Raw genomic sequence first — 25,772 nt, 5'->3', positions numbered from 1 at the left:
GCAAATCACCCGGCCGGCGCCAGAAATCAGGGCTGCCACCGCAGGTCAGCGGGATGTGGAATTCCCGTAATCCGGCTGCCAGGCAAGGAAAAGAAAAGGCCCCGCACCAGGCGGGGCCTTTGCTGCTCGCCCCGGGTCCGGGGATTACTTCTTCTTCTCGAACTCGAACGTCGGTGCGGCGGGTTCGCTGTCGGCCGGCGTCGTGGGCAACTCCAGCGTTGCGCCGCCCGACGGGGGCGCGCTTGCCGCCGGCCGCTCCTGCTGCAGGTCGATGGACAGGTCGCGCGTCGCGTGGCGGTCCTGTACCTTGCCCGTGCCTGTGCTGACGACGCCGGGGAAGACAATGATCAGGGCGACCATGATCAGCTGGATGAGCACAAACGGCACGGAGCCCCAGTAGATGTCGGAGGTCTTGACCTCGCGCGGGGCGACCGAGCGCAGGTAGAACAGCGAGAAGCCGAACGGCGGATGCATGAACGACGTCTGCATGTTGACGGCCAGCAGTACCCCGAACCAGATCAGGTCGATGCCTAGCTTGTCCGCCACCGGGCCGACCAGCGGCACAAGGATGAACGCAAGCTCGAAGAAATCCAGGAAGAACGCCAGCAGGAAGAACAGCAGGTTCACTGCGATCAGGAAGCCGGTCTGTCCGCCGGGCAGGGCGGTCAGCAGGTGTTCCACCCAGATATGGCCGTCCACGCCATAGAAGGTCAGGGAGAACACGCGCGCGCCGATCAGGATGAAGATCACGAACGCCGAGAGCTTCAGCGTGGATTCCATTGCCTGCTTGGTCAGGTCCAGGTTCAGGCGACGCTTGATCAGCGCCAGCACCAGGGCGCCCAGCGCGCCCATGCCGCCACCTTCAGTGGGGGTGGCCACGCCGATGAAGATCGTGCCGAGCACCAGGAAGATCAGGGCCAGCGGCGGGATCAGCACGAAGGTCACCTTCTCGGCCATCGTCGACAGCAGGCCAAGCTTGAGCGTCCGGTTGATGACCGCCACCACGAAGGCAAACGCGATGGCCGCGCCGACCGAAATCACCAGGCGTTCATCGAGCGGTGCCTCGGGCTTGTAGAACTTGTCCGCCAGCACGCCTACGGCCACGGACAGCGCGGTCAGCACCAGGACCGATGCGGCACCGCTCTTGCCGCTCGGCTCGCGGAAGACGCGGGCTTCCGGCGGCAGGGCGGGCGCGGCCGCAGGCTTGATCACGGTCAGCAGCAATACATAGCCCATGTACATGCCGGTCAGGATCAGGCCGGGCAGGAACGCACCCTTGTACATGTCGCCCACCGAGCGTCCGAGCTGGTCGGCCAGCACGATCAGCACCAGCGACGGCGGGATGATCTGGGCAAGCGTGCCGGAGGCTGCGATCACGCCCGAAGCCAGCCGCTTGTCGTACTTGTACTTCAGCATCAGCGGCAGCGAAATCAGGCCCATCGAAATGACCGACGCAGCCACTACGCCCGTGGTAGCCGCCAGCAGGGCGCCGACAAAGATCACCGCATAGGCCAGACCGCCGCGGATCGGGCCGAACAGCTGCCCGATAGTGTCGAGCAGGTCTTCAGCCATGCCCGAGCGCTCCAGTATCAGCCCCATGAACGTGAAGAACGGGATGGCCAGCAGGGTGTCGTTCTCGATGATGCCGAACAGGCGGCTTGGGAGCGCCTGCAGTAGTTCGGGAGGAAGCAGGCCAAGCTCGATGCCGACAAAGGCAAACAACAGCCCGTTTGCCGCCAGCGCGAAGGCGATCGGAAAGCCCGACAGCAGGAAGACAACGAGAGAGGCGAACATGATTGGCGCCATGTTCGCAACCAGGAATTGCGTCATTTTGCGCGCCCCTTATTGTTTTGTTGTCGGACCGGACTTGGTGGCCTGCACAATGGCCGCCACTTCTTCCTCCACGTCCTCGTGCCCGTGCTTGCGGAACGCGGAGAAGGGCAGCTCGCCCTTCAGGTAGGCAAAGCGCTTGATGAGTTCCGAGAGCCCCTGCAGGATGATCAGGAAAAAACCGGCCACGATCAGGAACTTGGCGGGCCAGCGAATCAGGCCGCCGGCATTGCCGGACATCTCATGGCCGGCGTAGGAGAGCCAGAAATACGGGACGGAGAGCCAGAGAATGACAGCGCTGATCGGCAGCAGGAAGAACAGGATGCCGAAGATGTCGATCCAGACTTGTGTGCGCTCGGAGAGCCGGCCGGCAATGACGTCGATGCGCACATGCTCGTCGCGGCGCAGCGTGTAGGGCGCGCCAAGCAGGAACACCGCGGCGAACATATACCACTGCAATTCAAGCCAGGCATTGGAACTGATGCTGAATGAGTAGCGGACGATGGCGTTGCCTGCGCAGACCAGTACGGCCAGCAGGATCAGCCATTTCGCCCACTGCCCGATGAACGCATTCACGGCGTCGATAAGCCGTGACAGCCTCATGAGGAAAGACATGTGATCGTCCTAGTTTTCGGATACAGGGGTGGCGCAATAGTCTACGGTGTTCATTCAGCACTATCGCTAGGGTAATTCCCCAGTAAGTCACATTTATCGATGCGGCAGCACCGATGTGGTGCACAAATTTCCGATCTCTGCGATTTCCGGCGGGACAAGGACAAGCAAAACGGGGAGAGCCAGTGCTCTCCCCGTTTGGGTTCTGCTGTCGCAGCGTCGGCGGTATGGGCCTGGCCCTGGCGCCAGATCAGTTGCCGAGTGCCCCGCGTGCCGCGGCAATGGCTGCGCGCACCTGATCCGGCGCAGTGCCGCCGATATGGTTGCGCGCGGCGACCGAGCCTTCGAGCGTCAGCACGCCATGCACGTCGTCGCCGATCAGTGCGGCCTTGCCGCCCAGGCCGGACACTTCGCGCAGCTCGGCCACGCTCAGGTCGGCCAGGTCGCACTGGCGGCTGTCGCAGGCGCGCACGGCGTGGGCCACGGCCTCATGTGCGTCGCGGAACGGCAGGCCCTTCTTGACGAGGTAGTCGGCCAGGTCGGTGGCGGTGGCATAGCCCTGCAGCGCGGCGGCACGCATTGCTTCCGGCTTGACGGTGATGCCCGGCACCATGTCGGCGAAGATGCGCAGCGTGTCGACCACGGTATCGACCGTATCGAACAGCGGCTCCTTGTCTTCCTGGTTGTCCTTGTTGTACGCGAGCGGCTGGCCCTTCATCAGCGTCAGCAGGCCGATCAGGTGGCCATTGACGCGGCCGGTCTTGCCACGCGCCAGTTCGGGCACGTCGGGGTTCTTCTTCTGCGGCATGATCGAGCTGCCGGTGCAGAAGCGGTCGGCGATGTCGATGAAGCCGACGCGCGGGCTCATCCACAGCACCAGCTCTTCCGAGAAGCGCGACACGTGCGTCATGACCAGCGCGGCGGCCGCGCAGAATTCGATGGCGAAGTCGCGGTCCGACACGGCGTCCAGCGAATTGCGGCAGACGCCGTCAAAGCCCAGCTGCTGCGCGACGAATTCGCGGTCGATCGGGTAGCTCGTGCCGGCCAGCGCGGCGGCGCCCAGCGGCAGGCGGTTGACGCGCTTGCGGCAATCGGCCATGCGCTCGGCATCGCGCGTGAACATTTCCACGTAGGCCAGCAGGTGGTGGCCGAAGGTCACCGGCTGCGCCACCTGCAGGTGCGTGAAGCCCGGCAGGATGGTGTCGGCGTTCTTGTCGGCCAGGTCCAGCAGCGACACGCGCAGCGCGCCGAGCAGCGCGACGATGTTGTCGATCTCGCTGCGCAGCCACAGGCGGATGTCGGTGGCTACCTGGTCATTGCGCGAACGGCCGGTGTGCAGGCGCTTGCCGGCATCGCCGACCAGCGCGGTCAGGCGCGCTTCGATGTTCAGGTGAACGTCTTCCAGGTCCAGCTTCCACTCGAAGCTGCCGGCCTCGATCTCGCCCTGGATCTGTGCCATGCCGCGCGCGATCTCGGCGCGGTCGGCCTCGGCGATGATGCCTTGCTTGGCCAGCATGGCTGCATGGGCCAGCGAACCCTGGATGTCGAACAGGGCCAGGCGCTTGTCGAAGAACACCGAGGCGGTGTAGCGCTTCACCAGGTCAGACATCGGTTCGGAGAAGCGGGCGGACCAGGCTTCGCCTTTCTTGGCAAGTTGGGAGGTCGTCATGGACGTCAGGGCTGTGGCTCGCGCGGCGTGCGGCCGGTGCATGACCATGCGGGGGCGGGCGCGAGCGGATTTCGGGGAAACAGGGATTATATCGCCCGCGCGGCCCGCGGCGGCGGTTGCCGGGCCGGGGTAAGGGCGCCTCAGAGCGGGGAGTGGATCAGCGGTCCCTTGAATACCACGGGGCCGCTCGGCCCGTCCGGGTTGGGCGATCCGCCCGGCGGTTCCACGCTGACGGCAAGGGCCGGGACGGTCGCGGGAAGCTGCGCCAGCGCCAACCGCGCCGTGCGCTCGCGGCCGATCACGCCGAGTGACTGCGGCTTCCCGCCCTCCGGCAGTGCCCACAATTGCAGCACCTGCTGGCCGGGCAGCATCATGTCGTCGATTCTTCGCACCAGCAACTGGCGCGCGCCGGCATCCCAGGACACGAGCAATGCCGGCTGGGATTGTGCATTGTTCAGCACGGCGATCACGGCGGCTTCGGCCGGCTGGCGCTGCCCCATCTGCCAGCCAACCCCCACCGCCAGCACGGCGACTACGGTCATCGCCACTGCCGCACCGCGCAAGAATGCCGGGGCCGCCCACAACCTCTGCCACCACGACAGCGCCGGCGTCTCGGCCGATGGCGCGGGCTTCCAGCCGAGCCGCTGCTCGATGCCACACCAGACCGCCTCCACCGGTTCGGCGGCCGGCTGCAGTTCGGCCATGCCGGACAGCCTTACCTGCCAGTGGCCGATTGCCGCGCGTACCGCCGGTTCCTCGCGCGCAAGCTGCTCCATCCGGCGCCGCGCGCCGCCGCGCAGCACGCCCAGCGCATACTGGGCGGCCATGCGGTCGAGCAGGCCTGGGTGCCGGGTCAGCCTCATGGTGCACCCTCCAGGCAGGTGCGCAGGCGCTCCAGGCCGCGGCGGATCCAGGATTTGACGGTCCCAAGGGGCATGCGCAGCCGCTGCGCCAGTTCTGCATGGCTGAGGTCGTGCAGGTAGGCCAGCACGATGGCTTGGCGCTGCGCCTGTTCCAGGCGCTGCAGGCAACGGTTCAGCGCGCGCGCCTGCTGGCTGGCCAGCGCGAGTTCCGCGGGGCCGGCGGCATCATCGGCCAGCCATTCGCCCAGTTCTTCATCGAGTTCCACCGTCTGGGGCAGGCGCGCGGTGGCCGCGCGGCGCAGGCAGTCCAGCGCGCGGTTGCGAACGATGGTGGCCATCCAGGTCATCGGCGCGGCCAGGTGAGGCCGGTAGTCGCCGGCGTGGTGCCAGATGCTGACAAAGCTTTCCTGCACGACATCCTCCGCCCAGTCACGCCTGCCAGTAATACGCAGCGCAAGGCCGAACAGTTTCGCCGAAGTTTGCTCGTAGAGCGTGCGCAACGCTTGACGATCGCCCAGCGCCACCGCCTGCAGCCACGCCGCCTGCCGGTCGTTGTCGGCCGACGGGGCAAAGGACGGTTCAGGGGAAGGGGGCACGCGGCGGTTCCTGGCGGGAGGCTCTGCCCGATTATAGGCAGTGCTGCTGCATCCGAATGCCCGGTGCGTGCGTAAAAGGATCAGGCGATCCGCACAACGGACGCTGTCCCTTGATTCCTCACAGGAGAACGCCATGGAACGCATGCCCACGACGCCGGCCCGCCGGCTGGTTCAACCCGCGGACGATTCCATCATCACCTTGCCCGACGAGCGCCGGCGCGGACTGCTCAAGGTGCCGGGCCTGTTCGCGCTCGGTTCGCTGGCCGTGCTGAGCCTGGGCGAGTCGATGCCGGCCTGGGCGCAGACGCAGTCAGGCAGCACGAAGGACGACATCAATATCCTCAACGTCGCACTCGGCCTGGAGTACCAGGCCATCGCGGCCTACCAGGTCGGGGCGGAAAGCGGGCTGCTGCAGAAGCCCGTGCTCGATACGGCGGTGAAGTTCCAGGGCCACCACAAGGCCCATGCGCAGGTGCTGGCCGGCACGGTATCGAAGCTGGGAGGTTCGCCGGTGATGGCGAAGAAGCCGTCGGAGTATTCGTTCCCGACCGGCCAGCTCAAGACGCAGGCGGACGTGCTGCGCTTCGCCGCGGGGCTGGAGAAGGGGGCCACTGCGGCCTACCTCGGCGTGCTGCCGAATTTCTATAACCGGGATCTGACCAAGGCGGCGGGCAGCATCCTCGGCGACGAGGCCATGCACTGGGCGGTGCTGCTGCATGCGCTGGGGGAAGATCCGGTGCCGGGGGCGTTTGTGGGCTGAGTGGCGGTGCTCGTCGCTTGCAGTGTGTTTGCTCCCCTCTCCCACTGGCGTGGGAGAGGGGAGCACGCCACCGGTGAGGTGACGCTGGCGAGAGATACTCAACCCGTATTGCGCAACCCCGCCGCCACCCCATTGATGGTCAGGTGGATACCTCGCCGAATGCGGATATCGTCCCCGTCCTTGCCCGAGCGGAAGCGCTTGAGCAGCTCCACCTGCATGTGGTTGAGCGGGTCCAGATAGGCAAAGCGGTTCTTGATCGAGCGTGCCAGCAGCGGGTTGTCGGCCAGCCGCTCCTGGTGGCCGGTGACGAGCGCCAGCATTTCGCAGGTCAGGTGCCATTCCTTGCTGATGCGCGTGAACACGCTCTTGCGCAGGGCCGCGTCTTCACACAGCTGTGCATAGCGCGACGCCACGGCCAGGTCGGTCTTGGCCATCACCATGTCCATATTGGACAGCAGCGTGGAGAAGAACGGCCAGGTCTTGACCATCTTGCGCAGCATGGCCACGGCGGCCTTGCGTGCCTTTTCGTCGGGCGCGGTGTCCAGCAGCGACTTGACCGCGCTGCCAAAGCCGTACCAGCCCGGCAGCAGCAGGCGGCACTGGCCCCATGAGAAGCCCCACGGAATCGCGCGCAGGTCTTCGATGCGGCGGTTCTTCTTGTCCATCAGCTTGCGCGAGGCCGGACGCGAACCCAGGTTCAGGTCGGCGATCTCGATGATCGGCGTGGTGGCGAAGAAGTAGTCCTTGAAGCCCGGGGTCTCGTACACCAGGTTGCGGTAGGCGCTGAACGCACGGTCCGAGAGCTGCTGCATGATGCCTTCGTACGTGCTCAGCTCCTTCGGCGCGTTCTGCTGCGGCAGCAGCGAGGCTTCCAGCGTGGCGGCGATCACCGTCTCAAGGTTGCGCCGGCCGATCTCGGCGTTGGCGAACTTGCTGTTGATGATCTCACCCTGCTCGGTCAGGCGGATCTGCCCGTTCACCGTGCCCGGCGGCTGCGACAGGATGGCCTGGTAGGTCGGGCCGCCGCCGCGGCCAACCGTGCCGCCGCGGCCGTGGAACAGGCGCAGCTTGACCTTGCGCTGCTCGAACAGCTGCACCAGCGCCAGCTCGGCCTTGTACAGCTCCCAGTTGGAGGTCAGGAAGCCGCCGTCCTTGTTGGAATCCGAGTAACCCAGCATCACCTCCTGCTCGACACCGTGATGCTCGATCACCGAATCGAAGCCGGGCAAGTCCAGCAGCGACTGCATGATGCCGGCGGCGTTCTCCAAGTCCTCGATGGTCTCGAACAGCGGAATGACCATCAGCTCCATGCGGGCCGGGTCGGTCTTGCTGCCCAGCGTGCCCTGCAGCATGCCGGATTCCTTCTGCAGCAGCATGACCTCGACCAGGTCGGACAGCGTTTCCGTGTGCGAGATGATGTAGTTGCGCGCGACGCGCTGACCGTAGCGCGCGCGCAGCTCGCGCGCGGTCGCCAGGATGGCCAGCTCGTTGCGGGTCTGTTCCGAGTATTCATGCCACGGCAGCGTCAGCAGGCGCGGCTGGCGCAGCTCGGCCAGCAGCAGTTCGAGCTTGCGCGATTCCGGCAGCGCGGCGTAGTCCTTCTCGACGCCCGCGGCGGCGAACAGCTCCGCCACCACGGCTTCGTGCACGTCGGACACTTGGCGCATGTCGACCGATGCCAGGTGGAAGCCAAACACGGCGATGGCACGCACGAGCGCATCGATGCGCGTGCTGGCCAGCGCGCGGCCGTGGTGCGCGCGCAGCGAGTCGATCACTACCTGCACGTCGGCGGCGAAGGCTTCGGCACTGCTGTACGGCTCGGCATCGGCCACCGGGTGGCGCGGCGCGGCATGGCCGGTCAGCGCCTTGCTGGTCGCGGCCAGGCGTGCGTAGATCCCGATCAGCGCGCGGCGGTAGGGCTCGTCGGCGCGGTGGGCGGAATGGTCGGGTGAGCCCTCGGCCAGCGCCAGCAGTTCGGGGCTGGCGTCGACCATCAGCGTCGACATCGACAGCTCGGCGCCGAGCGCATGCACTTCATCCAGGTACCAGCCCAGGATCATCTGCGACTGCTGGCTCGCGGCATGCGCCAGCGTTTCGGCCGTCACGTTCGGATTGCCATCGCGGTCGCCGCCGATCCACGAACCCATCTGCATGAACGGCGCGAGCGGAGCCGGCTCGGCCGCACTGCCCTTGGCCTTGCGCGAGGCCGGGAAGATCGCGGCGATATCCTCTTCCAGCTCGCTCATCAGTTGCGGGATGCCGTGCAGGAAGGTCGTGCGATAGTAGGACAGGGCGTTTTCGATCTCGTCCGCCACCGTCAGGCGCGAATCGCGCAGCATGCGGGTCTGCCACAGCGTGGTGACCTTGGCGCGCAGCTGCGCGGTGTTGTGATCGCGCTCGCGAGCGGTCATGGGCAGGTCGCGCTCGGCCAGCAGGCGGGCGATCTCGCGTTCGGCGTCCAGGATGCTCTTGCGCTGGACTTCGGTCGGGTGCGCAGTCAGCACCGGCACGATCAGTGCCTCGTCCAGGAACTTGCGCAGCTGCTTGCCGGTGACGCCGGCAGCGTCGATCTTCTCCAGCGCGTGTTGCAGGCTGCCCGCCTGCGGCGGCGACCCCGCCAGCGCGTGGATGCGGCGGCGGCGGTTGTGATGCTGGTCCTCGGCGATATTGGCCAGGTGCGAGAAATAGCTGAACGCCCGCACCACCTGGTTGGTCTGGTCGCGCGACAGGCGCTTGAGCAGGCGGTCCAGTTCGGCGCCGGCGGCGCGGTCGTTCTCGCGGCGGAAACGCACGGCGGTCTGGCGGATGGTCTCGACCACCTCGAAGGCGGCATCGCCTTCCTGCTCGCGCAGGCATTCGCCCAGCAGGCGGCCCAGGAAGCGGATGTCTTCGCGCAGCGGCAAGTCCTTGTCGGTGGAGGAGCGGCGGGCGGACCCGGTATTCACGGCGCCGTTGGTGGGCACGACCATCAGGTTTGCTTTGGAAATCCGTTTGGTGGCCGTGGCCTTGGAAGCGGTCTTGCGGGTAGGGGCGCCGTTTGCGTCACTCTGGCCTGAGGCCTGGGAGGGGACTTCTCGGGTGGACGACGTCGAGCGTCGGCCGGCGGGGCGCGCAGCATGCTGCGTCATGCAATCTCCTCTTACTCTTCTGTCCGATGGTGCGGAGCGGCTATTGGGTCGCGTGCTACCATTGACGGATGCAAGCATCCGCCATCCCGAGTTCCTCCGCCGCCTCTGCTGCCGTTATGCGCAACGTTCCGCACAAGCTTGTAATCGCCTCCCGCGAGAGCCGTCTGGCCATGTGGCAGGCGGAATTCGTGCGTGCTGCATTGCAACAATACTATCCCGCGTGCGATGTGTCCATTCTTGGCATGACCACGCGCGGAGACCAGATTCTAGACCGTACGCTGTCGAAAGTCGGCGGCAAGGGTTTGTTTGTCAAAGAACTGGAATTTGCAATGGCCGAAGGCCGAGCCGACCTGGCGGTGCACTCGCTCAAGGATGTGCCGATGGAATTGCCTGACGGCTTTACCCTGGCCGTGGTGATGGAGCGTGAAGACCCGCGCGACGCGCTGGTGTCCTCCGCCTTCGCTTCGCTGGACGAGATGCCGGCCGGGACCGTGGTGGGCACCTCCAGCCTGCGCCGCGAGGCCGCGCTGCGTGCGCGCTATCCGCACCTGGTCATCAAGCCGCTGCGCGGCAACCTCGACACCCGCCTGGGCAAGCTCGATCGCGGCGAATATGGCGCCATCATCCTCGCCGCGGCCGGACTTAAGCGCCTGGGCCTCGGCGACCGCATCCGCGCGCTGATCGCCCCGGAGGCGTCTCTGCCGGCAGCAGGGCAGGGCGCGCTGGGCATCGAGACCCTGTCCACGCGCCCGGAGGTCGCCGAATGGCTGGCGCCGCTGAACCACTCGCCGACCGCGCTCGCGGTCACGGCCGAACGGGCCGTGTCACGCATGCTGGGCGGCTCCTGCCAGGTGCCGCTGGCGGCGCATGCGCGCTGGGACGGCGGACAACTGCGGCTCGATGCCTTTGTGGCCATGCCCGACGGCAGCCGCCACGTGCGCGCCAGCGCAGCCGGGCCAGCACCTGACGCCGCGGCGGCTGACGCGCTCGGCCAGTCTGCCGCGCGCGACCTCCTCGCGCAGGGCGCTGCCGATATCCTCGCCGCGCTGGCCGAGCCTGCCGATCCCCAAGCTCCTGCCTGAGGCCGGTCCATGCCCCGCCCGACTGTCGTTGTCACACGACCCGCCGGGCAGTCCCGGCAACTGACGGAAGCCCTCCAGGCCGCGGGCCTGGACGTACTGGGATTTCCGCTGCTGGCGATTGGCCCCGCTGCCGATGACGCCCCGCTGCGCGCTGCGCTGGCGCGCCTGGCGGACTTCGCGCTGGTGGTCTTTGTCAGTCCCAACGCGATCCAGTACGCGCTCGATGCGCTGGCAGCAGTGCAGGGCAATGCCGTGGCCCAGTGGCCGCCCGGCGTGCCGGTGGCCGTGGTCGGACCGGCCAGCGTCACGGCTCTTGCCGAGCGTGGCATTGCCGCGCCCGACCACCGCGTGATTGCGCCGGCCGGTGCCGACGGCAACGGTGCGAACGGTGCGGCGGGCGAAGAACCCCGTTTCGATTCCGAAGCCCTGTGGGCGCAGCTGGAGCCAGCCGCGCTGAATGGACGCGCCGTGCTGATCGTGCGCGGTAACGGCGGACGCGACTGGCTGGGCGACCGCCTGCGGGAAGCGGGTGCCGACGTCACGGCGGTCGAGGCCTACCAACGCACCTTGCCCGAGCCCGGCATCATGCAATGGCAGGCCGTGCGCGACGGCCTGAGCCCCGGCGGTGCCCCGCAGGCCTGGCTGCTGACCAGCTCGGAGGCCGTGCGCAACCTCGAGACGCTCGCGCGGCAGAACCTGTCGCCGCAGGAACTGGCCACCCTGAAACAGGTGCAGTGCATCGCGCCGCATGCGAGAATCGCCGAACAGGCGGAGGCGCTCGGCTTTGCGCGCATCCTGCGTGCCGCGCCGGGCGACGCCGGGCTGCTTGCCGCATGCAAGCAGTGGGCGGATGCCTATGCCGGACCAGTGCCTGCAAGTGCCGCGGTTCCCGCTGCACCGCCGGCGCCACCGCCCGTGCAGCCGCCTGCCATGACAAACAGGGTCGAACGCGTGACGCAAGAAACTACGTCCTCCTCAACCACCATTCCTCCTGCGGCCACGGCTTCGGCCGCGCCGGCGCCGTCATTCGCCGCACCGCGCCGCAACGCCGCGCTGTGGGCGCTCGTGGCCGTCCTGGTGCTGGCTACCGCCGGCGGTTTCTGGTGGCTGCAGCAGCGGGTCGACCACCTCACCGAGGAACTGGCGCGGCGGCAGCAGAGCAATGACGCGCTGGTGCAGGAGACGCGCGTGCTGTCGCGCAACGCGCAGGACACCGTGAAGGAACTGCAGGCCAAGGTCGGCGCGCTCGACGGCCAGGTCGGCGAGACCCGCGACAAGCAGGCCGCGCTGGAGCAGGTCTACCAGGACCTGATGCGCAACCGCGACGACTGGGAAATCGCCGAGATCCAGCAATTGCTGACCAACGCCGGCCAGCAGCTCCAGCTCACCGGCAACGTGCAGGTCGCGCTGGCGGCGCTGCAGAGCGCCGACGCGCGCCTGGCCCGTACCGACAAGCCGCAGTACAACCTGCTGCGCCGCGCGCTGGCGCGCGATATCGCGCGCATGAAGGCGGTGCCCGATACCGACCTGACAGGCGCCGCCATCAAGCTGGATGAAGCCATCAACCAGATCGACGCGTTGCCGCTGCTGTCGAGCGAACGCATGCTAGAGCGGACCGAGGCGGAAGACCGCAAGGACGCAAACCGTGGCGCCGCGAAGGGGGCACGGGACGCGGCTGCTCCCGCAGCCGGCGGTATCGGCGCCTGGTTTGGCCGGGTGTGGGGCTTCATGCGCGAGGAAATGGCTCAGGTCATCCGCATCCGCAAGGTTGAAGACACCGAGGCCCTGCTGCTATCGGGCGACCAGGGCTGGTTCCTGCGCGAGAACGTCAAGCTGCGCCTGCTCAATGCGCGGCTGGCGCTGCTGTCGCGCAACGAGCCGGTCTTCCGCAATGACCTGTCTGCTGCGCAGGCCATGATCGGCAGGTACTTCGACACCAGGTCCCGGCGCGTGCAGACCGTGCTGACGCTGCTCAAGCAGGCACAGGCCGGTGCCGTGACGGTGCAGTTACCGACCATGGCGGAAAGCCTCGGCGCGCTGCGTGCGCTGAAGAAGGAGTAACCATGCGCCTTCTGTTCTGGGTAGCGGTCCTGTTCGGTGGCGCCGTCGGGCTGGCATTGTTCACGCAGTTCAACCACAGCAATGTGGTGCTGTTCTATCCGCCGTACCGGGTGGAGCTGTCGCTGAACCTGGCGCTGGCGCTGCTGCTGCTGGTGTTCTTCGTGGTGTGGACCATTCTCTCCACCGTGCGCCACCTTTCCGAGATGCCACGCCGGGCCGCCGCCTACCGCGAACGCAGCCGCATGAACAAGGCCCAGGCGGCACTGCGCGAATCAATCGAGAACCTGTTTGCAGGCCGCTTCGCGCGTGCCGAGCGCGCGGCACGCGAGGCCCAGGCCTGGGACGCGCAGGCGCAGACGGCGGCGCTGGTCGGCGCCCGCGCCGCGCACCGCATGCAGGAAACCGAGCGCCGCGACGCCTGGATGGCGCAGGTCACCGATCCCGAACGCGAGCAGGCCCGGCTGGTATCGATGGCGGAACTGCTGGTCGACGCGCGCGATGCCGATGGCGCGCTCGAAACCATCGCACAATTGCAGGCGCAGGGCGCACGGCAGATCCACGTGCAGCGCATTGCGCTGCGCGCGCACCAGCACCTGAAGAACTGGTCCGAAGTGCTGCGCCTGGCGCGTTCGCTGGAAAAGCGCAACGCGCTGCATCCGGTGCTGGCGCTGCGGCTCAAGCAGATGGCCTGCGAGGCCATGCTGGAAGAGCGCCGCCACGACGCCGAGGCACTGTCCGCCTTCTGGCGCACGCTATCGGCCGATGAACGGCGTGCCGCGCGTATCGCCGAGCCGGCGGCCCGCTACTTTGCCGCGCTCGGCCGACAGGGTGAAGCGCGCCGCATCATCGAGGATGCGCTCAAGGCCAACTGGGACAGCCGCCTCGTGCTGCGCTACGCCGACTGCGCCAGGACCGGCCAGGCATTGCCCCAGATCCAGCAGGCGGAAAAATGGATCAATGAGCATCCGGTGGACGCCGACCTCTACTACACGCTCGGCGTGCTTTGCCTGGGCGAACAGCTTTGGGGCAAGGCCCAGTCGAGCTTCGAGCGCGCACTGAAGTATGCGGACCGTGAGCAGCAGACCCGCCTGCGCGTGCGTACCCACCTGGCGCTGGCACGGTTGTTCGAAGAGACCGAGCGGCCTGAGGACGCGCAGCGCCATTACCGCGAAAGCGCGATGCTGGCTGCCTGAGGCCGGCAGGCGGCTAAGCGGCTGCTGCGCCCAATCCTGCATCGCTTTCATCTTGCCCTTTGGCCGATCCGGTACCGCGGACGCATCAGGGCCGATGTGTCTGCGACCTTATTCACTGACGATTCCATTTCCATGACCCTAGACCGCATCCTCCAATCCCAAGGCTTCGGCACGCGCCGCTACTGTGGCGACCTGATCGCCGCCGGGCTGGTGGAGGTCAATGGCGAGCTCTGCGACGACCCGCGCGCCCAGTTCGAGGTCGACGGCCTGCGGCTGACCGTCGATGGCGAGGCGTGGCTGGCCTGCACCAAGGCCTACGTGATGCTCAACAAGCCGGCTGGCTATGAGTGCTCGCAGCGCCCGCGCCACCATCCCAGCGTGTACAACCTGCTGCCGGTGCCGCTGCGCCAGCGCGAGGTGCAAGCCGTTGGCCGGCTGGACCACGATACCACCGGCCTGCTGTTGCTCACGGACGACGGTCAGTTCATCCACGCCCATACTTCGCCCAAGCGCAAGGTGCCCAAGGTGTACGAGGTCACCACGGCAGAGCCGGTGACGCCGGAACAGGCCGAAGCGCTGCGAACCGGCGTGCAACTCGACGACGAACCTGCCCCGATCGCCGCAGAAGCCTGCGAAATCACCGGTGAACGGAGCCTGAGGCTGACCTTGCTGCAGGGCAAGTACCATCAGGTCAAGCGCATGGTGGTGGCGGCCGGCAACCACGTGACGGCCTTGCACCGCAGCGCCCTCGGGGGGCTGAAGCTCGATCCCGCGCTGGCCGAAGGCGAGTGGCGCTGGCTGACGCCGGAGGACCTGGCCGCGTTGACCAGCAAGGACTAACGGCGGATAAGAACCGGTCGTTCCCGCGCAGGCGGGAACCCAGTGTCTTTTGCCTGTCGCCTGTCGCGCGCGGCTGAAGACGCTGGGCTCCCGCCTGCGCGGGAGCGACGGACGTTGCACTCTGAAGTCCGGGGTTGTTGCACCGCAGCGCGCCCAATTCTTTTCCGGAAGCCCACCGGCGATTTGATAAAATGCGAGGTATGGCCAAGCCCGAAGCACCCATCAATCTGACCAATCAATTCCTGATTGCCATGCCCGGCATGGCCGATCCGACTTTTTCGGGCTCCGTCGTCTACCTTTGCGAACACAACGAGCGTGGCGCGCTCGGGCTGGTGATCAACCGCCCGATCGACATCGACATGGCCACGCTCTTCGATAAGATCGACCTCAAGCTGGAAATCCAGCCGGTGGCCCATCAGCCAGTCTACTTCGGCGGCCCTGTCCAGACCGAGCGCGGTTTCGTGCTGCATGACCCGGTGGGCATCTATGTGTCGTCGCTGGCGGTGCCCGGCGGGCTGGAGATGACCACCTCCAAGGACGTGCTGGAAGCCGTGGCCAATGGCAGCGGCCCGCACCGCTTCCTGCTGACGCTGGGCTACTCCGGCTGGGGCGCTGGCCAGCTCGAAGAGGAGCTTTCCCGCAATGGCTGGCTGACCGTCCAGGCCGATCCTGAAATCATCTTCAGCGTGCCGCCCGAAGAGCGCTTTGCGTCGGCTATCCGCCTGCTGGGCATCGACATCACCATGCTTTCCGGCGAGGCCGGGCATGCCTGACGGCGTGGGGCGTGAACTGCCCCGCGACGGCACGGTTCTGGCATTCGACTACGGCGAGAAAAAGATCGGCGTTGCCCTGGGCAATTTCATCACGCGCCAGGCGACCGCACTGACCATCCTTCCGAACCTGTCCGTTGAAGGCCGCTTCCAGGCTGTGGGCGACCTGATCCGCGAATGGACGCCCGTGCAGCTTGTGGTCGGCATGCCGGTCAACCCGGAAGGCGGCGAACAGCCTTCCATGCGGCTTGCGCGCCGCTTCGGCAACCAGCTCAACGGCCGCTTCGGCCTGCCCGTGGAGTGGGTGGACGAGCGCTATTCCTCGCGCATGGCCGCCATGGCCGGCGCGCGCCGCGGCGAACTCGATGCCGAGGCCGCACGCATCATCCTGCAACAGTATTTCGACCAGCTTCCGCTATGACCCGACATACCAATCCCGACGCCGAGGCGCTTTACCGTGCCTTGCTCGACCAGGCCCAGGCGCTGATCCCGCAAGCCGAGCGCGCGCAGTGGTCCGTGGCCGGCATCCACTCCGGCGGTGCCTGGATTGCGCATCGGCTGGCGGCGGACCTGGGGCTGCCCGACCACGGCGTCATCAACGTGGCTTTCCATCGCGATGACTACGCCAAGAAGGGCCTGCACAGCCAGGCCCAGCCGAGCACGCTGCCGTTCGAGGTGCAGGACCGCAAGATCCTGCTGATCGACGATGTGCTGGCCACCGGCCGCACCATCCGCGCGGCGGTCAATGAACTGTTCGACTATGGCCGTCCGGCGCGTGTGGCGCTGGGCGTGCTGGTGGACCGCGGCGGCCGCGAGCTGCCGATTGCGGCGGACCTCGTCGCACTGCAGACCGAGCTCCCGCGCGAGGCCACGCTCGTGCTTGCGCGCCAGGGCGAGGGCGCCAAGGCGACCTTTGCCTTCACCACCGAATCCTCGGCCGGTTGATCCGGCCAATTTTTCGTCCACCGGCCCCGAGACCAGACTACCCCCCGATTTTTGCCCGCGCCTGACCACCCATGACCAAGACGTTCCGCAACCCGCAGCTGACCAAGAACGGCGAACTGAAGCACCTGCTGTCGATCGAGGGCTTGTCGCGTGACATGATCACGCACATCCTCGATACCGCCAGCCAGTTCGTGTCGCTGTCCGACTCCGACCGCGATGTGAAGAAGGTGCCGCTGCTGCGCGGCAAGAGCGTGTTCAACCTGTTCTTCGAGAACTCCACGCGCACGCGCACCACCTTCGAGATCGCCGCCAAGCGCTTGTCGGCGGACGTGCTGAACCTGAACATCAACGCCTCGTCGACCAGCAAGGGCGAGTCGCTGCTCGATACGATCAACAACCTGTCCGCCATGTCGGCGGACATGTTCGTGGTGCGCCACGCCAGTTCGGGCGCGCCGTACCTGATCGCCGAACACGTCGCACCGCACGTGCACGTGATCAATGCGGGCGACGGCCGCCACGCGCATCCGACGCAGGGCCTGCTGGATATGTACACGATTCGGCACTTTAAGAAGGACTTCACCCAGCTCCGCGTGGCCATCGTCGGCGACATCCTGCACTCGCGCGTGGCGCGTTCCGACATCCACGCGCTGACCACGCTGGGCGTGCCCGAAGTGCGCGCCATCGGCCCGCGCACGCTGCTGCCGTCGGGGCTGGAGCAGATGGGCGTGCGCGTCTTCCACAACATGGAAGAAGGCCTCAAGGGCGTGGATGTGGTCATCATGCTGCGTCTGCAGAATGAGCGCATGAGCGGCGCGCTGCTGCCGTCGGCGCAGGAATACTTCAAGGCCTTCGGCCTCACGCCCGAGCGCCTGGCGCTGGCCGCACCCAACGCCATCGTGATGCACCCGGGGCCGATGAACCGCGGCGTGGAGATCGATTCCGCCGTGGCGGACGGCCCGCAATCGGTGATCCTGAACCAGGTGACGTTCGGCATCGCCGTGCGCATGGCGGTGATGGGGATCGTGGCAGGAAACAGTGACTGACCGCCATTGATGCCGACTTCCAGCCAGAACACTCCGAACAAGCCAAGCGACACGACAAGCCAAGCTATGAAGATTCACATCCAGGGCGGCCGCCTGATCGACCCGGCCGCGAAGACCGACGCCCAGCAAGACATCTATATCGCCGCCGGCAAGATCGTCGGCGTTGGCAGCGCGCCGGCGGATTTCACCGCCAACAAGACTATCGATGCCCGTGGCCTGATCGTGTGCCCGGGGCTGGTTGACCTGTCGGCCCGGCTGCGCGAGCCCGGCTACGAATACAAGGCCACGCTCGAATCCGAAGTGGCCGCCGCGGCCGCTGGTGGCGTGACCAGCCTGGTCTGCCCGCCCGACACTGACCCGGTGCTGGACGAGCCCGGCCTGGTCGAGATGCTCAAGTTCCGCGCCCGCACGCTCAACCAGACCCACGTCTATCCGCTGGGTGCGCTGACGCAGGGCCTGAAGGGCGAAGTGCTGACCGAAATGAACCAGCTGACCGAAGCCGGCTGCGTCGGTTTCAGCCAGGCCGAGGCGCCAGTGCGCAACACCCAGGTGTTGCTGCGTGCACTGCAGTACGCGCAGACGTTCGGCTTCACTGTGTGGCTGCGGCCGGAAGACCCGTTCCTGGGCGGTGGCGTGGCAGCCAGCGGCGCGGTGGCGTCGCGCCTGGGGCTGTCGGGCGTGTCGGTGATTGCCGAGACGGTGCGCCTGCATACCATCTTCGAGCTGATGCGGTCCACGGGCGCTCGCGTGCATATTTGCCGCCTGTCTTCGGCCGCGGGGCTGGAACTGGTGCGCCAGGCCAAGCGCGAAGGCTTGCCGGTGAGTTGCGACGTCAACATCCACCATGTGTCGCTGACCGATGTGGATATCGGCTACTTCAACTCGCAGATGCGCTTCTCGCCGCCGCTGCGCAGCACGCGTGACCGCGATGCCATCGTCGCCGCGCTGTCCGACGGCACCATCGACGCGCTGTGCTCCGACCACACGCCGGTGGACGACGACGAGAAGCTGCTGCCCTTTGCCGAAGCCACCCCGGGCGCCATCGGCCTGGAACTGCTGCTGCCGCTGACGCTGCGCTGGGCCGCCGAGCACAAGGTGCCGCTGCAGACGGCGCTGGCCCGCATCACCTCCGAGCCCGCGCGCGTGGCTGGCCTGAAGGCCGGTACGCTGGCAACGGGCGCTGTTGCCGACATCTGTGTGTTCGATCCGAAGGAAGTCTGGAAGGTCGAACGCCAGTCCATCAAGAGCCAGGGCAAGAATTCGCCGTGGCTCGGCTATGAGATGGAAGGCAGGGTGCGCATGACGCTGGTCGGCGGCCAGATCGTCCACGGCAACCACAACCACCACTGACGCGCATGGTCTGGCTGCGCAAGATGGCGCTGGTGCTGCACCTGCTGCGCGGGATGCTGACCTGCGCCGTGCTGTTCCCATGGCTCGGCGTGCGCTCGCGCGAATGGCACATCCGGCGCTGGTCGCGCCGGATGCTGCGGATTTGCGGGATCGAGCTGGAAATCGTCGGTGAACTGCCAGCGCATGGTGGCCCGCAGGGCGCGCTGGTGGTCTCCAACCACATCTCGTGGCTGGATATTTATGTCATCCACAGCTGGCGGCCGGTGCGCTTTGTTGCCAAGTCGGAGATCCGCAGTTGGCCCGTAGTCGGCTGGCTGTGCGAGAAAACCGGCACGCTGTTCATCGAGCGCGCGCGCAAGCGAGACGCGCATCGCGTGCTGCACGACATCACCGATGTGATGTTGCAGGGCGACCTAGTTGGTGTGTTTCCCGAAGGCACGACCACGGACGGCAGCGACGTGCTGCCGTTCCACGCAAACCTGATGCAGGCGCCGATTTCGGGCGGACTGCCGGTGCTGCCGCTGGGCCTTAGCTATGTGGATGCCGCCACCGGCAAGCCCACGCTGGCCCCGGCTTACATTGACGACCTGAGCCTGCTCGCGTGCCTGAATGCCGTCCTGCGTGCGCCGCGCATCAAGGCGCGGCTGGCGATCGGGCCCGCACTGCACGCCAGTACGGCCAGCCGCAGGGAACTGGCGGAGTCAGCACGGGAGGTGGTGGTGCACCTTTGCCAGGGAGCACATGAGCAGGCGGCCGTACTGGCCGCACGGGCGAACGAAGCGGGTGCCGAAGAAGCCGGCGAGATGCAGGCGCTGGCGGACGCTGCGCGCCGCTGACGCCGCGGACCATCGATGTTCCCGCGGAACAGGGAACGTTCTCTATCAAGTTTGCCCTAATTCACGACCACATTAAAACGACCACCGTCATTCCCGCGAAGGCGGGAATCCAGCGTCTTTCACGTCCCCCGAAGGGGGACAAAAAGCCACTGGGTCCCCGCCTTCGCGGGGACGACGAAAATTTGGCGTTGTCGTGAATTTCGGAGACATCAATACATTCTGTCTAGAACGGTATTTCGTCGAAGTCGTCGAAGCTGGGCCTTGTTGGTCGCGCCTTGATCGTCTTCAGCCAGGCCTTCACCTGCTTGATGTCCTTGAACAGCACCAGGTCACTCTCCAACTGATCGACCGCCAGCTTGAGCTCCGCGATGTCGTCGTCGAGATCACGCATCACCGTATTCGGCGACAGCGCGACGAACGACAGGATGTCGTAGCTGTCCGCGAACCTCGCTTCCACGAACAGGATTTCCTGGTCCAGCTCGGCGAGCTGTTCCTTCAGGATCTTGTTGTAGTGCTTGAGCCGGTCTTCACTGATGCTGTTGATGGAGTGCTGGTCGATATGCTCGAGCTCCAGCTGCAACTCCAGCAATTCCAGCAGGTTCCGCCTGGCGTAGGCCTGGTTGACCCGCTGCATCAGCGCGGTCTTCCGCTCACGTTCAAGCGGATCGGTTTCGCGGTCCGGGTGCAGGGCGCTGGCCAGCTTGCGGTAGACCTCGCGGATGGAGAGGCTGATCTGCTCCTCTTCCTCCTGCGCACGTGCCTCGGCAGCAACCTGCCGGGCCGACTTGCGGCGCCGGGCACGCCGGTCCTGCTGTGCCTGGTCTTCAGCTTCCGCATCTGCCACCAGTTGCTCCAGATGCGCCTGAGTGCGCTGCATCAGGTCATCCGGCGAGAACATGTCCAGATCGTCCCCCAGGTTGACCTCGAGAATCTCCTCCAGCATTGCCTTCATTTCCCGGGTTTCGGCGGCAACCTCGCCGTCGTAGTCGGATTGACTATGCCGGTTGTAGATGGCCTTCATCTCCGCATCTTCGTCTTCCCCGACCAGCTCACCGGCCAGTTCGGCAATGATGCGGTCCAGCTTGCGGCGCTCGGTCTTGGTGATGGCTTTTTCGGCATAGGTGCGGTCAAGCAGTTGCACCATCCGCGTACGCAGTGACTTGCAAGTCTCCTCCAGCGGAAGGAGCTTGCTGACGTACTTCTGGTGATATTCATGGGTAACGGCTTCCCAGGCGCTTAGCCGCGCACGCCGTTCTTCGATCTGCTTGATGAGCCGGTTGAATGTCTTCTGCCCTTTTGACAAGGTGGGCTTGTTGTGGCCGGGGGCGATGATGACTGGCGTGGGGTTTGGTCTGGCCATGAAGGGGAATCTGTTGATCGTTTGCTTGCGGGTCAGGTTATACCATCGTGGGTGTCAACTGCCCCGGGTGCCACAACCAGAACCATGCTGTCGCCCCCGCCAACGCAGGGACGACACGCTCACGCGAGCGGATCACAATATTGCGGGCACTCCACCTGGATGACCGTTCGCGCAGCAGGATCTGGCGCAAGCCGTGCAGCCGTCAGCTTGCCGCCCCAGACACAGCCGGTGTCGAGCGCCATCAGGTTCGGGCGCATCACCAGGCCGAGCGTCGACCAGTGCCCGCACACCACGGTGACATTCTCGGTACGGCGTCCTGGCACGTCGAACCATGGCATGAAGCCGGCCGGGGCATTGCCCAGCCCTTCCTTGGTCTTGAAGTCCATCACGCCATCGGCCGTGCAATAGCGCAGCCGGGTCAGGGCGTTGATGACTACCCGGTGACGCTCGATGCCTCGCAGGCCGTCATGCCAGCGGTCGGCGGCGTTGCCGAAAATGTCGGCCAGGAAGCCTTGCCAGTTTGGGCCTTGGAGTTGTTCTTCGACTTCACGGGCGAGGTCGATGACCTGCTCGGCGGTCCATTGGGGGAGGACGCCGGCGTGGACCAGGAGGAAGTTGTTCTCCAGGAGAGCGAGGGGGCGGTGGCGTAGCCAGGTTAGCAAGTCCTCACGGTCGGAGGCGGTCAGGATGTCCTGCAGAGTGTCGGACTTGCCGTTCTTGCGGACGCCGGCTGCTGCGGCGAGGGCATGGATGTCGTGGTTGCCTAGGACGGTCTCGGCACGCGCGCCCAGTGCGCGGACGGTGCGAAGGGTCTGGAGGGAGGAGGGGCCGCGGTTCACGAGGTCGCCGACAAAGCGCAGCGTAGGATTCGTCCCCAGTTTCGAGAGCAGCGCAGACAGGGACGAGGCACAGCCTTGAAGGTCGCCGACGGCATAAGGTGATGGATTGAGTGCTTTTTGAGTTGTCATCGGGAAAAGCTGTGTGCGCACTGCCCTGGCATCCGCAATTTGAGGCTACCAAACCAGCAGTGTCGAACATAGGATGGGTTTGTCGGCAGATAGAATACCGTCACTTTCGGGCGCAATGGATGTCCCATCCATTTGTCTCGCATTGGCAATCGTTCTGCACGAGCAGGTTGGCGAAGCATTTCTTTGGCAGGAGCAAGCCTTGTCGAATATTTTGGTTACAGGTGGTGCCGGATTCATTGGTGCCAACTTCGTTCTCGACTGGCTGCGTCAGGCAGGTGCCGATGGGATTGTCAACGTCGACAAGCTGACGTACGCGGGAAACCGCGAAAGTCTCGCCGAGGTCGAAGGGGACGTCCGCCATGTTTTCTCGCAGATTGATATTTGCGACACCGCCGCGGTGAGCTGTTTGCTGAAAGTTCACCGGCCACGGGCCGTTCTGCATTTTGCCGCGGAAAGCCACGTCGACCGCTCCATCCTGGCGCCCGGACAATTTGTGCAGACCAATATTGTCGGCACATTCAGTCTGCTGGAAGCCGTTCTCGCGTATTGGCAAGGCCTTGACATGTCCGCCCGCGAGGCGTTCCGCTTCCTGCATGTCTCGACAGACGAGGTATTTGGGTCGTTGGGGCCCGCCGAACCTCCGTTCTCGGAAACCTCGCGATATCAGCCCAACAGTCCGTACTCTGCCTCGAAGGCGGCATCGGACCATATGGTGCGGGCCTACCATCACACGTACGGGTTGCCGGTGCTGATCACTAACTGTTCCAACAATTACGGGCCTTTCCAGTTCCCCGAGAAGTTGATTCCGCTGACGATCACTAACGCGCTTGCAGGCAAATCGTTGCCTGTTTATGGCGATGGTCTCAACGTGCGCGACTGGCTATATGTCGGCGATCATTGCACAGCCATTCGCGAGATTCTGGCCCGTGGCCGCGCCGGTGAAACATACAACGTCGGTGGCTGGAACGAAAAGACCAATATCGAGGTAGTGCATACGCTGTGTGACCTGCTTGACGAACTGAAGCCGAAAGCGGCTGGCTCATATCGCGACCAGATTGCTTTCGTCAGGGACCGCCCTGGGCATGACCGGCGCTATGCGATCAACGCCAGCAAGCTTGCGCAAGAGCTTGGGTGGACGCCTGCGGAAACCTTTGAGTCAGGGCTGCGCAAGACTGTCCAGTGGTACCTACATAACGAAGCGTGGGTCCAGGATGTGCTATCGGGTGAGTATCGAAACTGGATGTCCAAGCAATATGCGGCATAGTCCGGAAATCCCCATCCTGCTCCTCACCGGCTGTAATGGCCAAGTCGGTTTTGAACTCCGCCGCAGCCTGGCGCCGTTGGGGCGAGTCGTGGCTCTGGACCGTTTCGCATGTGATCTCGCAGATCTGGACCAAGTGTGCAACGTGGTGCGCGAACACAGGCCCGACGTAATCGTCAACGCAGCGGCCTACACCGATGTCGACAAGGCCGAAACCGATGTTGACATGGCTTTTGCCGTCAATGCGAGGGCGGTAGGTGTGCTTGCCGACGAGGCGCACTCCCTGGGCACGCTGCTCGTTCACTATTCCACCGACCATGTCTTTGACGGCTGCAAGGACAGTCCGTACGTCGAAACCGATGCTGTCAATCCGCGCACTGTGTACGGAAAGAGCAAGGTAGCTGGCGAGGAGGCCATTGCCGCAGCAGGCGCGCCCTCGCTGATCCTGCGCACTTCCTGGGTAGCGGGGGCGCATGGAGGCAATTTCGCCAAGACCATACTGCGTCTTGCACGGGAGCGCGATAGCCTGAGGGTGGTGGCCGACCAGCATGGTGCTCCGACATCGGCGGCGCTGATTGCCGATGCCACGGCCCAGATCGTTGCGCGCCACTGGCTATCCGGCAACCGGGCTGACTTTGCGGCGGGCATCTACCATCTGGCCGCTGCCGGCGAAACCACGTGGCATGTCTATGCGAAGGAAGTCTTGCGCCACGCGGCGGCGAGCGGTGTCGCCTTGAAGGCCGGACCTGACGATATCGAAGGTGTTGCTTCAGTCGAATATTCCGCCGCGGCGCCACGGCCGGCAAACTCTCGGCTGAATACGGCAAAGTTGCGCCAGGCTTTCGGCATCCACCTTCCGCCATGGGAAGAGGGGGTGCGCTACCTGTTGGACCAGATCCTTACTGACCGAGACATTCATGCGTAAAGGCATTATCCTCGCCGGGGGCGCCGGCAGCCGGCTCTACCCGATTACGCGGTCGATATCGAAGCAGTTGCTGCCGGTGTATGACAAGCCGATGGTCTACTATCCGCTGTCCACCCTGATGCTGGCCGGCATCCGCGACATCCTGGTCATCTCCACGCCGCAGGACACACGGCGCTTCGCCGAGATGTTAGGCGACGGCAGCGCCTGGGGCATCAACCTCCAGTATGCAGTGCAGCCATCGCCCGACGGGCTGGCGCAGGCTTTTATCATCGGCAAGGATTTCATTGGCAACCATCCATCGACGCTGATCCTTGGCGACAATATCTTCTACGGCCACGACCTGGTGGCCCAACTCAGGCGCTCCGCCAGTCAGACCGATGGCGCCACGATATTTGCCTACCACGTACAGGATCCCGAGCGCTATGGCGTGGTGGAATTCGACAAGGACTTCCGCGCCGTGTCTCTGGAAGAGAAGCCGCGCCAGCCACGCTCTAACTATGCGGTGACCGGCCTCTATTTCTATGACAACCAGGTATGCGACATCGCCGCCGGGATCCAGCCATCGGCGCGCGGCGAGCTGGAGATCAGCGACGTGAACAATCATTATCTGCAGGTTGGCCAACTCGATGTCGAGATCATGGGCCGCGGCTATGCCTGGCTCGATACCGGCACGCATGAATCTCTGCTGGAAGCGGCCAGCTTCATCGCCACGCTTCAGAACCGTCAAGGCCTGATGGTGGCTTGCCCAGAAGAAATCGCCTATCGCAACCGGTGGATCACCGCCGACAGGGTAGCTGAACTTGCCAGATCGTTGGACAACAATGGCTATGGGAAGTACCTGAGGCAAATCATTGCCGATCCGGTCAAATGAAACTCACCGTCACGCCCACTGCACTGCCGGACGTGCTAGTCATCGAGCCGCAGGTGTTCTGCGATTCGCGCGGCTTCTTCATGGAAAGCTTCAACGCGCGAGCATTCGAGCAGGCGACCGGTGTCCGGCGCACCTTTGTCCAGGACAACCATTCCAGCTCCGTGCGCAATGTCCTGCGCGGCCTGCATTACCAAGTCCGGCACCCACAAGGTAAACTGCTGAGGGTAATCGCGGGAGAAGTGTTCGACGTCGCGGTGGATGTTCGCACCGAGTCACCCACCTTCGGCCAATGGATTGGTGTGACGATTTCGGCGGCGAACAAGAAACAACTTTGGATACCGGAAGGCTTCGCGCACGGATTCCTAGTCTTATCCGAGCAGGCGGAAGTCCTCTATAAAGCGACTGACTACTGGTACCCCGAGCACGAGCGTACGCTGTTGTGGAGCGATCCATCTGTCGGAGTGCGCTGGCCTTTGCAGGGCATCCCGATCCTTGCAGCGAAGGATGCGGCAGGCACATTGTTGGCGGAAGCGGAAGCTTTCGGGGCGATACAACCCCCCTAGCTTGCCCCCTTCCAGATGATCACCGACGCGTGGGCGATAGGAATGACTATTGCTCTGTTCTTTCGACCGAGTGGGCATTCTGTAAGTGGGTGTATCGGGCGGCCTCATCTTTTTGTGATCTAATAGGCGCAATTTTGGCGCTGAGAGGCGCATTTGGTATTTCTTGTCGTGGCGGCGCAGTCGCTACGCTATCGATTTCCCTCCGTATCCGGCCGCTAGCAACATAGAGCGCTCGTGGCAAGAGGC

The 25,772-nt window shown here is 65.2% G+C and carries 23 protein-coding genes; 15 read left to right on the top strand and 8 right to left on the bottom strand.

The features are described from left to right. Positions 1-144 precede the first annotated feature (144 nt). The 5 genes from LDO29_RS15145 to LDO29_RS15125 form a co-directional block, all read right to left on the bottom strand. Complete coding sequence (locus tag LDO29_RS15145) at positions 145-1,830, bottom strand: TRAP transporter large permease (RefSeq protein ID WP_224080602.1); 1,686 nt, start codon at positions 1,828-1,830, stop codon at positions 145-147. A gap of 12 nt (positions 1,831-1,842) precedes the next feature. Beyond that, positions 1,843-2,445: a TRAP transporter small permease subunit gene (locus LDO29_RS15140; protein WP_224080601.1), complete on the bottom strand. Its 603-nt coding sequence runs from the start codon at positions 2,443-2,445 to the stop codon at positions 1,843-1,845. Between the two features lie 247 nt (positions 2,446-2,692). Next, positions 2,693-4,111, bottom strand: coding sequence for an argininosuccinate lyase (gene argH, locus LDO29_RS15135; protein WP_224080600.1), 1,419 nt, complete (start codon positions 4,109-4,111; stop codon positions 2,693-2,695). A gap of 140 nt (positions 4,112-4,251) precedes the next feature. Further along, positions 4,252-4,974, bottom strand: coding sequence for an anti-sigma factor (locus LDO29_RS15130; protein ID WP_224080599.1), 723 nt, complete (start codon positions 4,972-4,974; stop codon positions 4,252-4,254). Next, a complete protein-coding gene (locus tag LDO29_RS15125) occupies positions 4,971-5,570 on the bottom strand; it encodes a sigma-70 family RNA polymerase sigma factor (RefSeq protein WP_224080598.1) in 600 nt (199 codons plus the stop codon). Before LDO29_RS15125 ends, LDO29_RS15130 begins: the two co-directional genes overlap by 4 nt. 133 nt (positions 5,571-5,703) lie before the next feature. Between LDO29_RS15125 and LDO29_RS15120 the strand changes: the two genes are divergently transcribed. Next, the gene (locus LDO29_RS15120) at positions 5,704-6,330 is read left to right on the top strand and encodes a ferritin-like domain-containing protein (protein ID WP_224080597.1); all 627 of its coding nucleotides are present in this window, start codon (positions 5,704-5,706) and stop codon (positions 6,328-6,330) included. 98 nt (positions 6,331-6,428) lie between these two features. Here the strand turns inward: LDO29_RS15120 and ppc are convergent, their stop codons facing one another. Beyond that, entirely contained in the window at positions 6,429-9,458 is a 3,030-nt protein-coding gene (gene ppc, locus LDO29_RS15115) for a phosphoenolpyruvate carboxylase (RefSeq protein ID WP_224080596.1), read from the bottom strand. Positions 9,459-9,526: 68 nt separating this feature from the next. On the opposite strand from ppc, the gene hemC reads away from it, so the two are divergent. The 10 genes from hemC to LDO29_RS15065 all read left to right on the top strand — a co-directional run bounded on the left by hemC (position 9,527) and on the right by LDO29_RS15065 (position 19,578). Beyond that, complete coding sequence (gene hemC, locus LDO29_RS15110) at positions 9,527-10,540, top strand: hydroxymethylbilane synthase (RefSeq protein ID WP_224080595.1); 1,014 nt, start codon at positions 9,527-9,529, stop codon at positions 10,538-10,540. 9 nt (positions 10,541-10,549) lie between these two features. Beyond that, positions 10,550-12,601 carry a fused uroporphyrinogen-III synthase HemD/membrane protein HemX gene (hemDX, locus tag LDO29_RS15105; protein ID WP_224080594.1) on the top strand — a complete coding sequence of 684 codons (2,052 nt, stop codon included), beginning with the start codon at positions 10,550-10,552 and terminating at the stop codon, positions 12,599-12,601. Positions 12,602-12,603: 2 nt separating this feature from the next. Then, on the top strand, positions 12,604-13,794 hold the full coding sequence (locus LDO29_RS15100; protein WP_224080593.1) for a heme biosynthesis protein HemY: 1,191 nt from the start codon (positions 12,604-12,606) through the stop codon (positions 13,792-13,794). Between the two features lie 132 nt (positions 13,795-13,926). Continuing rightward, a complete protein-coding gene (locus LDO29_RS15095; RefSeq protein WP_224080592.1) occupies positions 13,927-14,634 on the top strand; it encodes a pseudouridine synthase in 708 nt (235 codons plus the stop codon). 200 nt (positions 14,635-14,834) lie between these two features. Further along, positions 14,835-15,407 (top strand): YqgE/AlgH family protein, encoded by a 573-nt coding sequence (locus tag LDO29_RS15090; RefSeq protein WP_224080591.1) that lies wholly within the window; start codon positions 14,835-14,837, stop codon positions 15,405-15,407. Continuing rightward, positions 15,400-15,825, top strand: a complete 426-nt coding sequence (ruvX, locus tag LDO29_RS15085) for a Holliday junction resolvase RuvX (RefSeq protein ID WP_224080590.1) — start codon at positions 15,400-15,402, stop codon at positions 15,823-15,825. The genes LDO29_RS15090 and ruvX overlap by 8 nt, the downstream gene beginning before the upstream one ends. Beyond that, positions 15,822-16,349 (top strand): bifunctional pyr operon transcriptional regulator/uracil phosphoribosyltransferase PyrR, encoded by a 528-nt coding sequence (pyrR, locus tag LDO29_RS15080; RefSeq protein ID WP_224080589.1) that lies wholly within the window; start codon positions 15,822-15,824, stop codon positions 16,347-16,349. The genes ruvX and pyrR overlap by 4 nt, the downstream gene beginning before the upstream one ends. A gap of 71 nt (positions 16,350-16,420) precedes the next feature. Next, a complete protein-coding gene (locus LDO29_RS15075; RefSeq protein ID WP_211957027.1) occupies positions 16,421-17,392 on the top strand; it encodes an aspartate carbamoyltransferase catalytic subunit in 972 nt (323 codons plus the stop codon). A 66-nt stretch (positions 17,393-17,458) separates the two neighbouring features. Continuing rightward, positions 17,459-18,742 (top strand): dihydroorotase, encoded by a 1,284-nt coding sequence (locus LDO29_RS15070; RefSeq protein ID WP_224080588.1) that lies wholly within the window; start codon positions 17,459-17,461, stop codon positions 18,740-18,742. 5 nt (positions 18,743-18,747) lie between these two features. Further along, positions 18,748-19,578: a lysophospholipid acyltransferase family protein gene (locus LDO29_RS15065; RefSeq protein ID WP_224080587.1), complete on the top strand. Its 831-nt coding sequence runs from the start codon at positions 18,748-18,750 to the stop codon at positions 19,576-19,578. A gap of 223 nt (positions 19,579-19,801) precedes the next feature. Here the strand turns inward: LDO29_RS15065 and LDO29_RS15060 are convergent, their stop codons facing one another. Together LDO29_RS15060 and LDO29_RS15055 are read right to left on the bottom strand one after the other, a co-directional pair. Then, complete coding sequence (locus LDO29_RS15060) at positions 19,802-20,938, bottom strand: J domain-containing protein (protein WP_224080586.1); 1,137 nt, start codon at positions 20,936-20,938, stop codon at positions 19,802-19,804. A gap of 119 nt (positions 20,939-21,057) precedes the next feature. Further along, positions 21,058-21,906, bottom strand: coding sequence for a symmetrical bis(5'-nucleosyl)-tetraphosphatase (locus LDO29_RS15055; RefSeq protein ID WP_224080585.1), 849 nt, complete (start codon positions 21,904-21,906; stop codon positions 21,058-21,060). 199 nt (positions 21,907-22,105) lie between these two features. Between LDO29_RS15055 and rfbB the strand changes: the two genes are divergently transcribed. The 4 genes from rfbB to rfbC are packed head-to-tail and all read left to right on the top strand — an operon-like array spanning position 22,106 to position 25,526. After that, a complete protein-coding gene (gene rfbB, locus LDO29_RS15050) occupies positions 22,106-23,170 on the top strand; it encodes a dTDP-glucose 4,6-dehydratase (RefSeq protein WP_224080584.1) in 1,065 nt (354 codons plus the stop codon). Then, positions 23,160-24,092, top strand: a complete 933-nt coding sequence (rfbD, locus tag LDO29_RS15045) for a dTDP-4-dehydrorhamnose reductase (RefSeq protein ID WP_224080583.1) — start codon at positions 23,160-23,162, stop codon at positions 24,090-24,092. Before rfbB ends, rfbD begins: the two co-directional genes overlap by 11 nt. After that, complete coding sequence (gene rfbA / locus LDO29_RS15040) at positions 24,085-24,963, top strand: glucose-1-phosphate thymidylyltransferase RfbA (RefSeq protein ID WP_224080582.1); 879 nt, start codon at positions 24,085-24,087, stop codon at positions 24,961-24,963. Before rfbD ends, rfbA begins: the two co-directional genes overlap by 8 nt. Beyond that, positions 24,960-25,526, top strand: coding sequence for a dTDP-4-dehydrorhamnose 3,5-epimerase (gene rfbC / locus LDO29_RS15035; RefSeq protein WP_224080581.1), 567 nt, complete (start codon positions 24,960-24,962; stop codon positions 25,524-25,526). Before rfbA ends, rfbC begins: the two co-directional genes overlap by 4 nt. Positions 25,527-25,772 lie beyond the last annotated feature (246 nt).

The sequence above is a fragment of the Cupriavidus laharis genome (assembly GCF_914271435.1).
GTDB classification, from domain to species: Bacteria; Pseudomonadota; Gammaproteobacteria; order Burkholderiales; family Burkholderiaceae; genus Cupriavidus; species Cupriavidus laharis.
The sequence above is the reverse complement of the archived record's forward strand: the minus strand, read 5'-3'. Positions and strand labels throughout refer to the sequence as shown.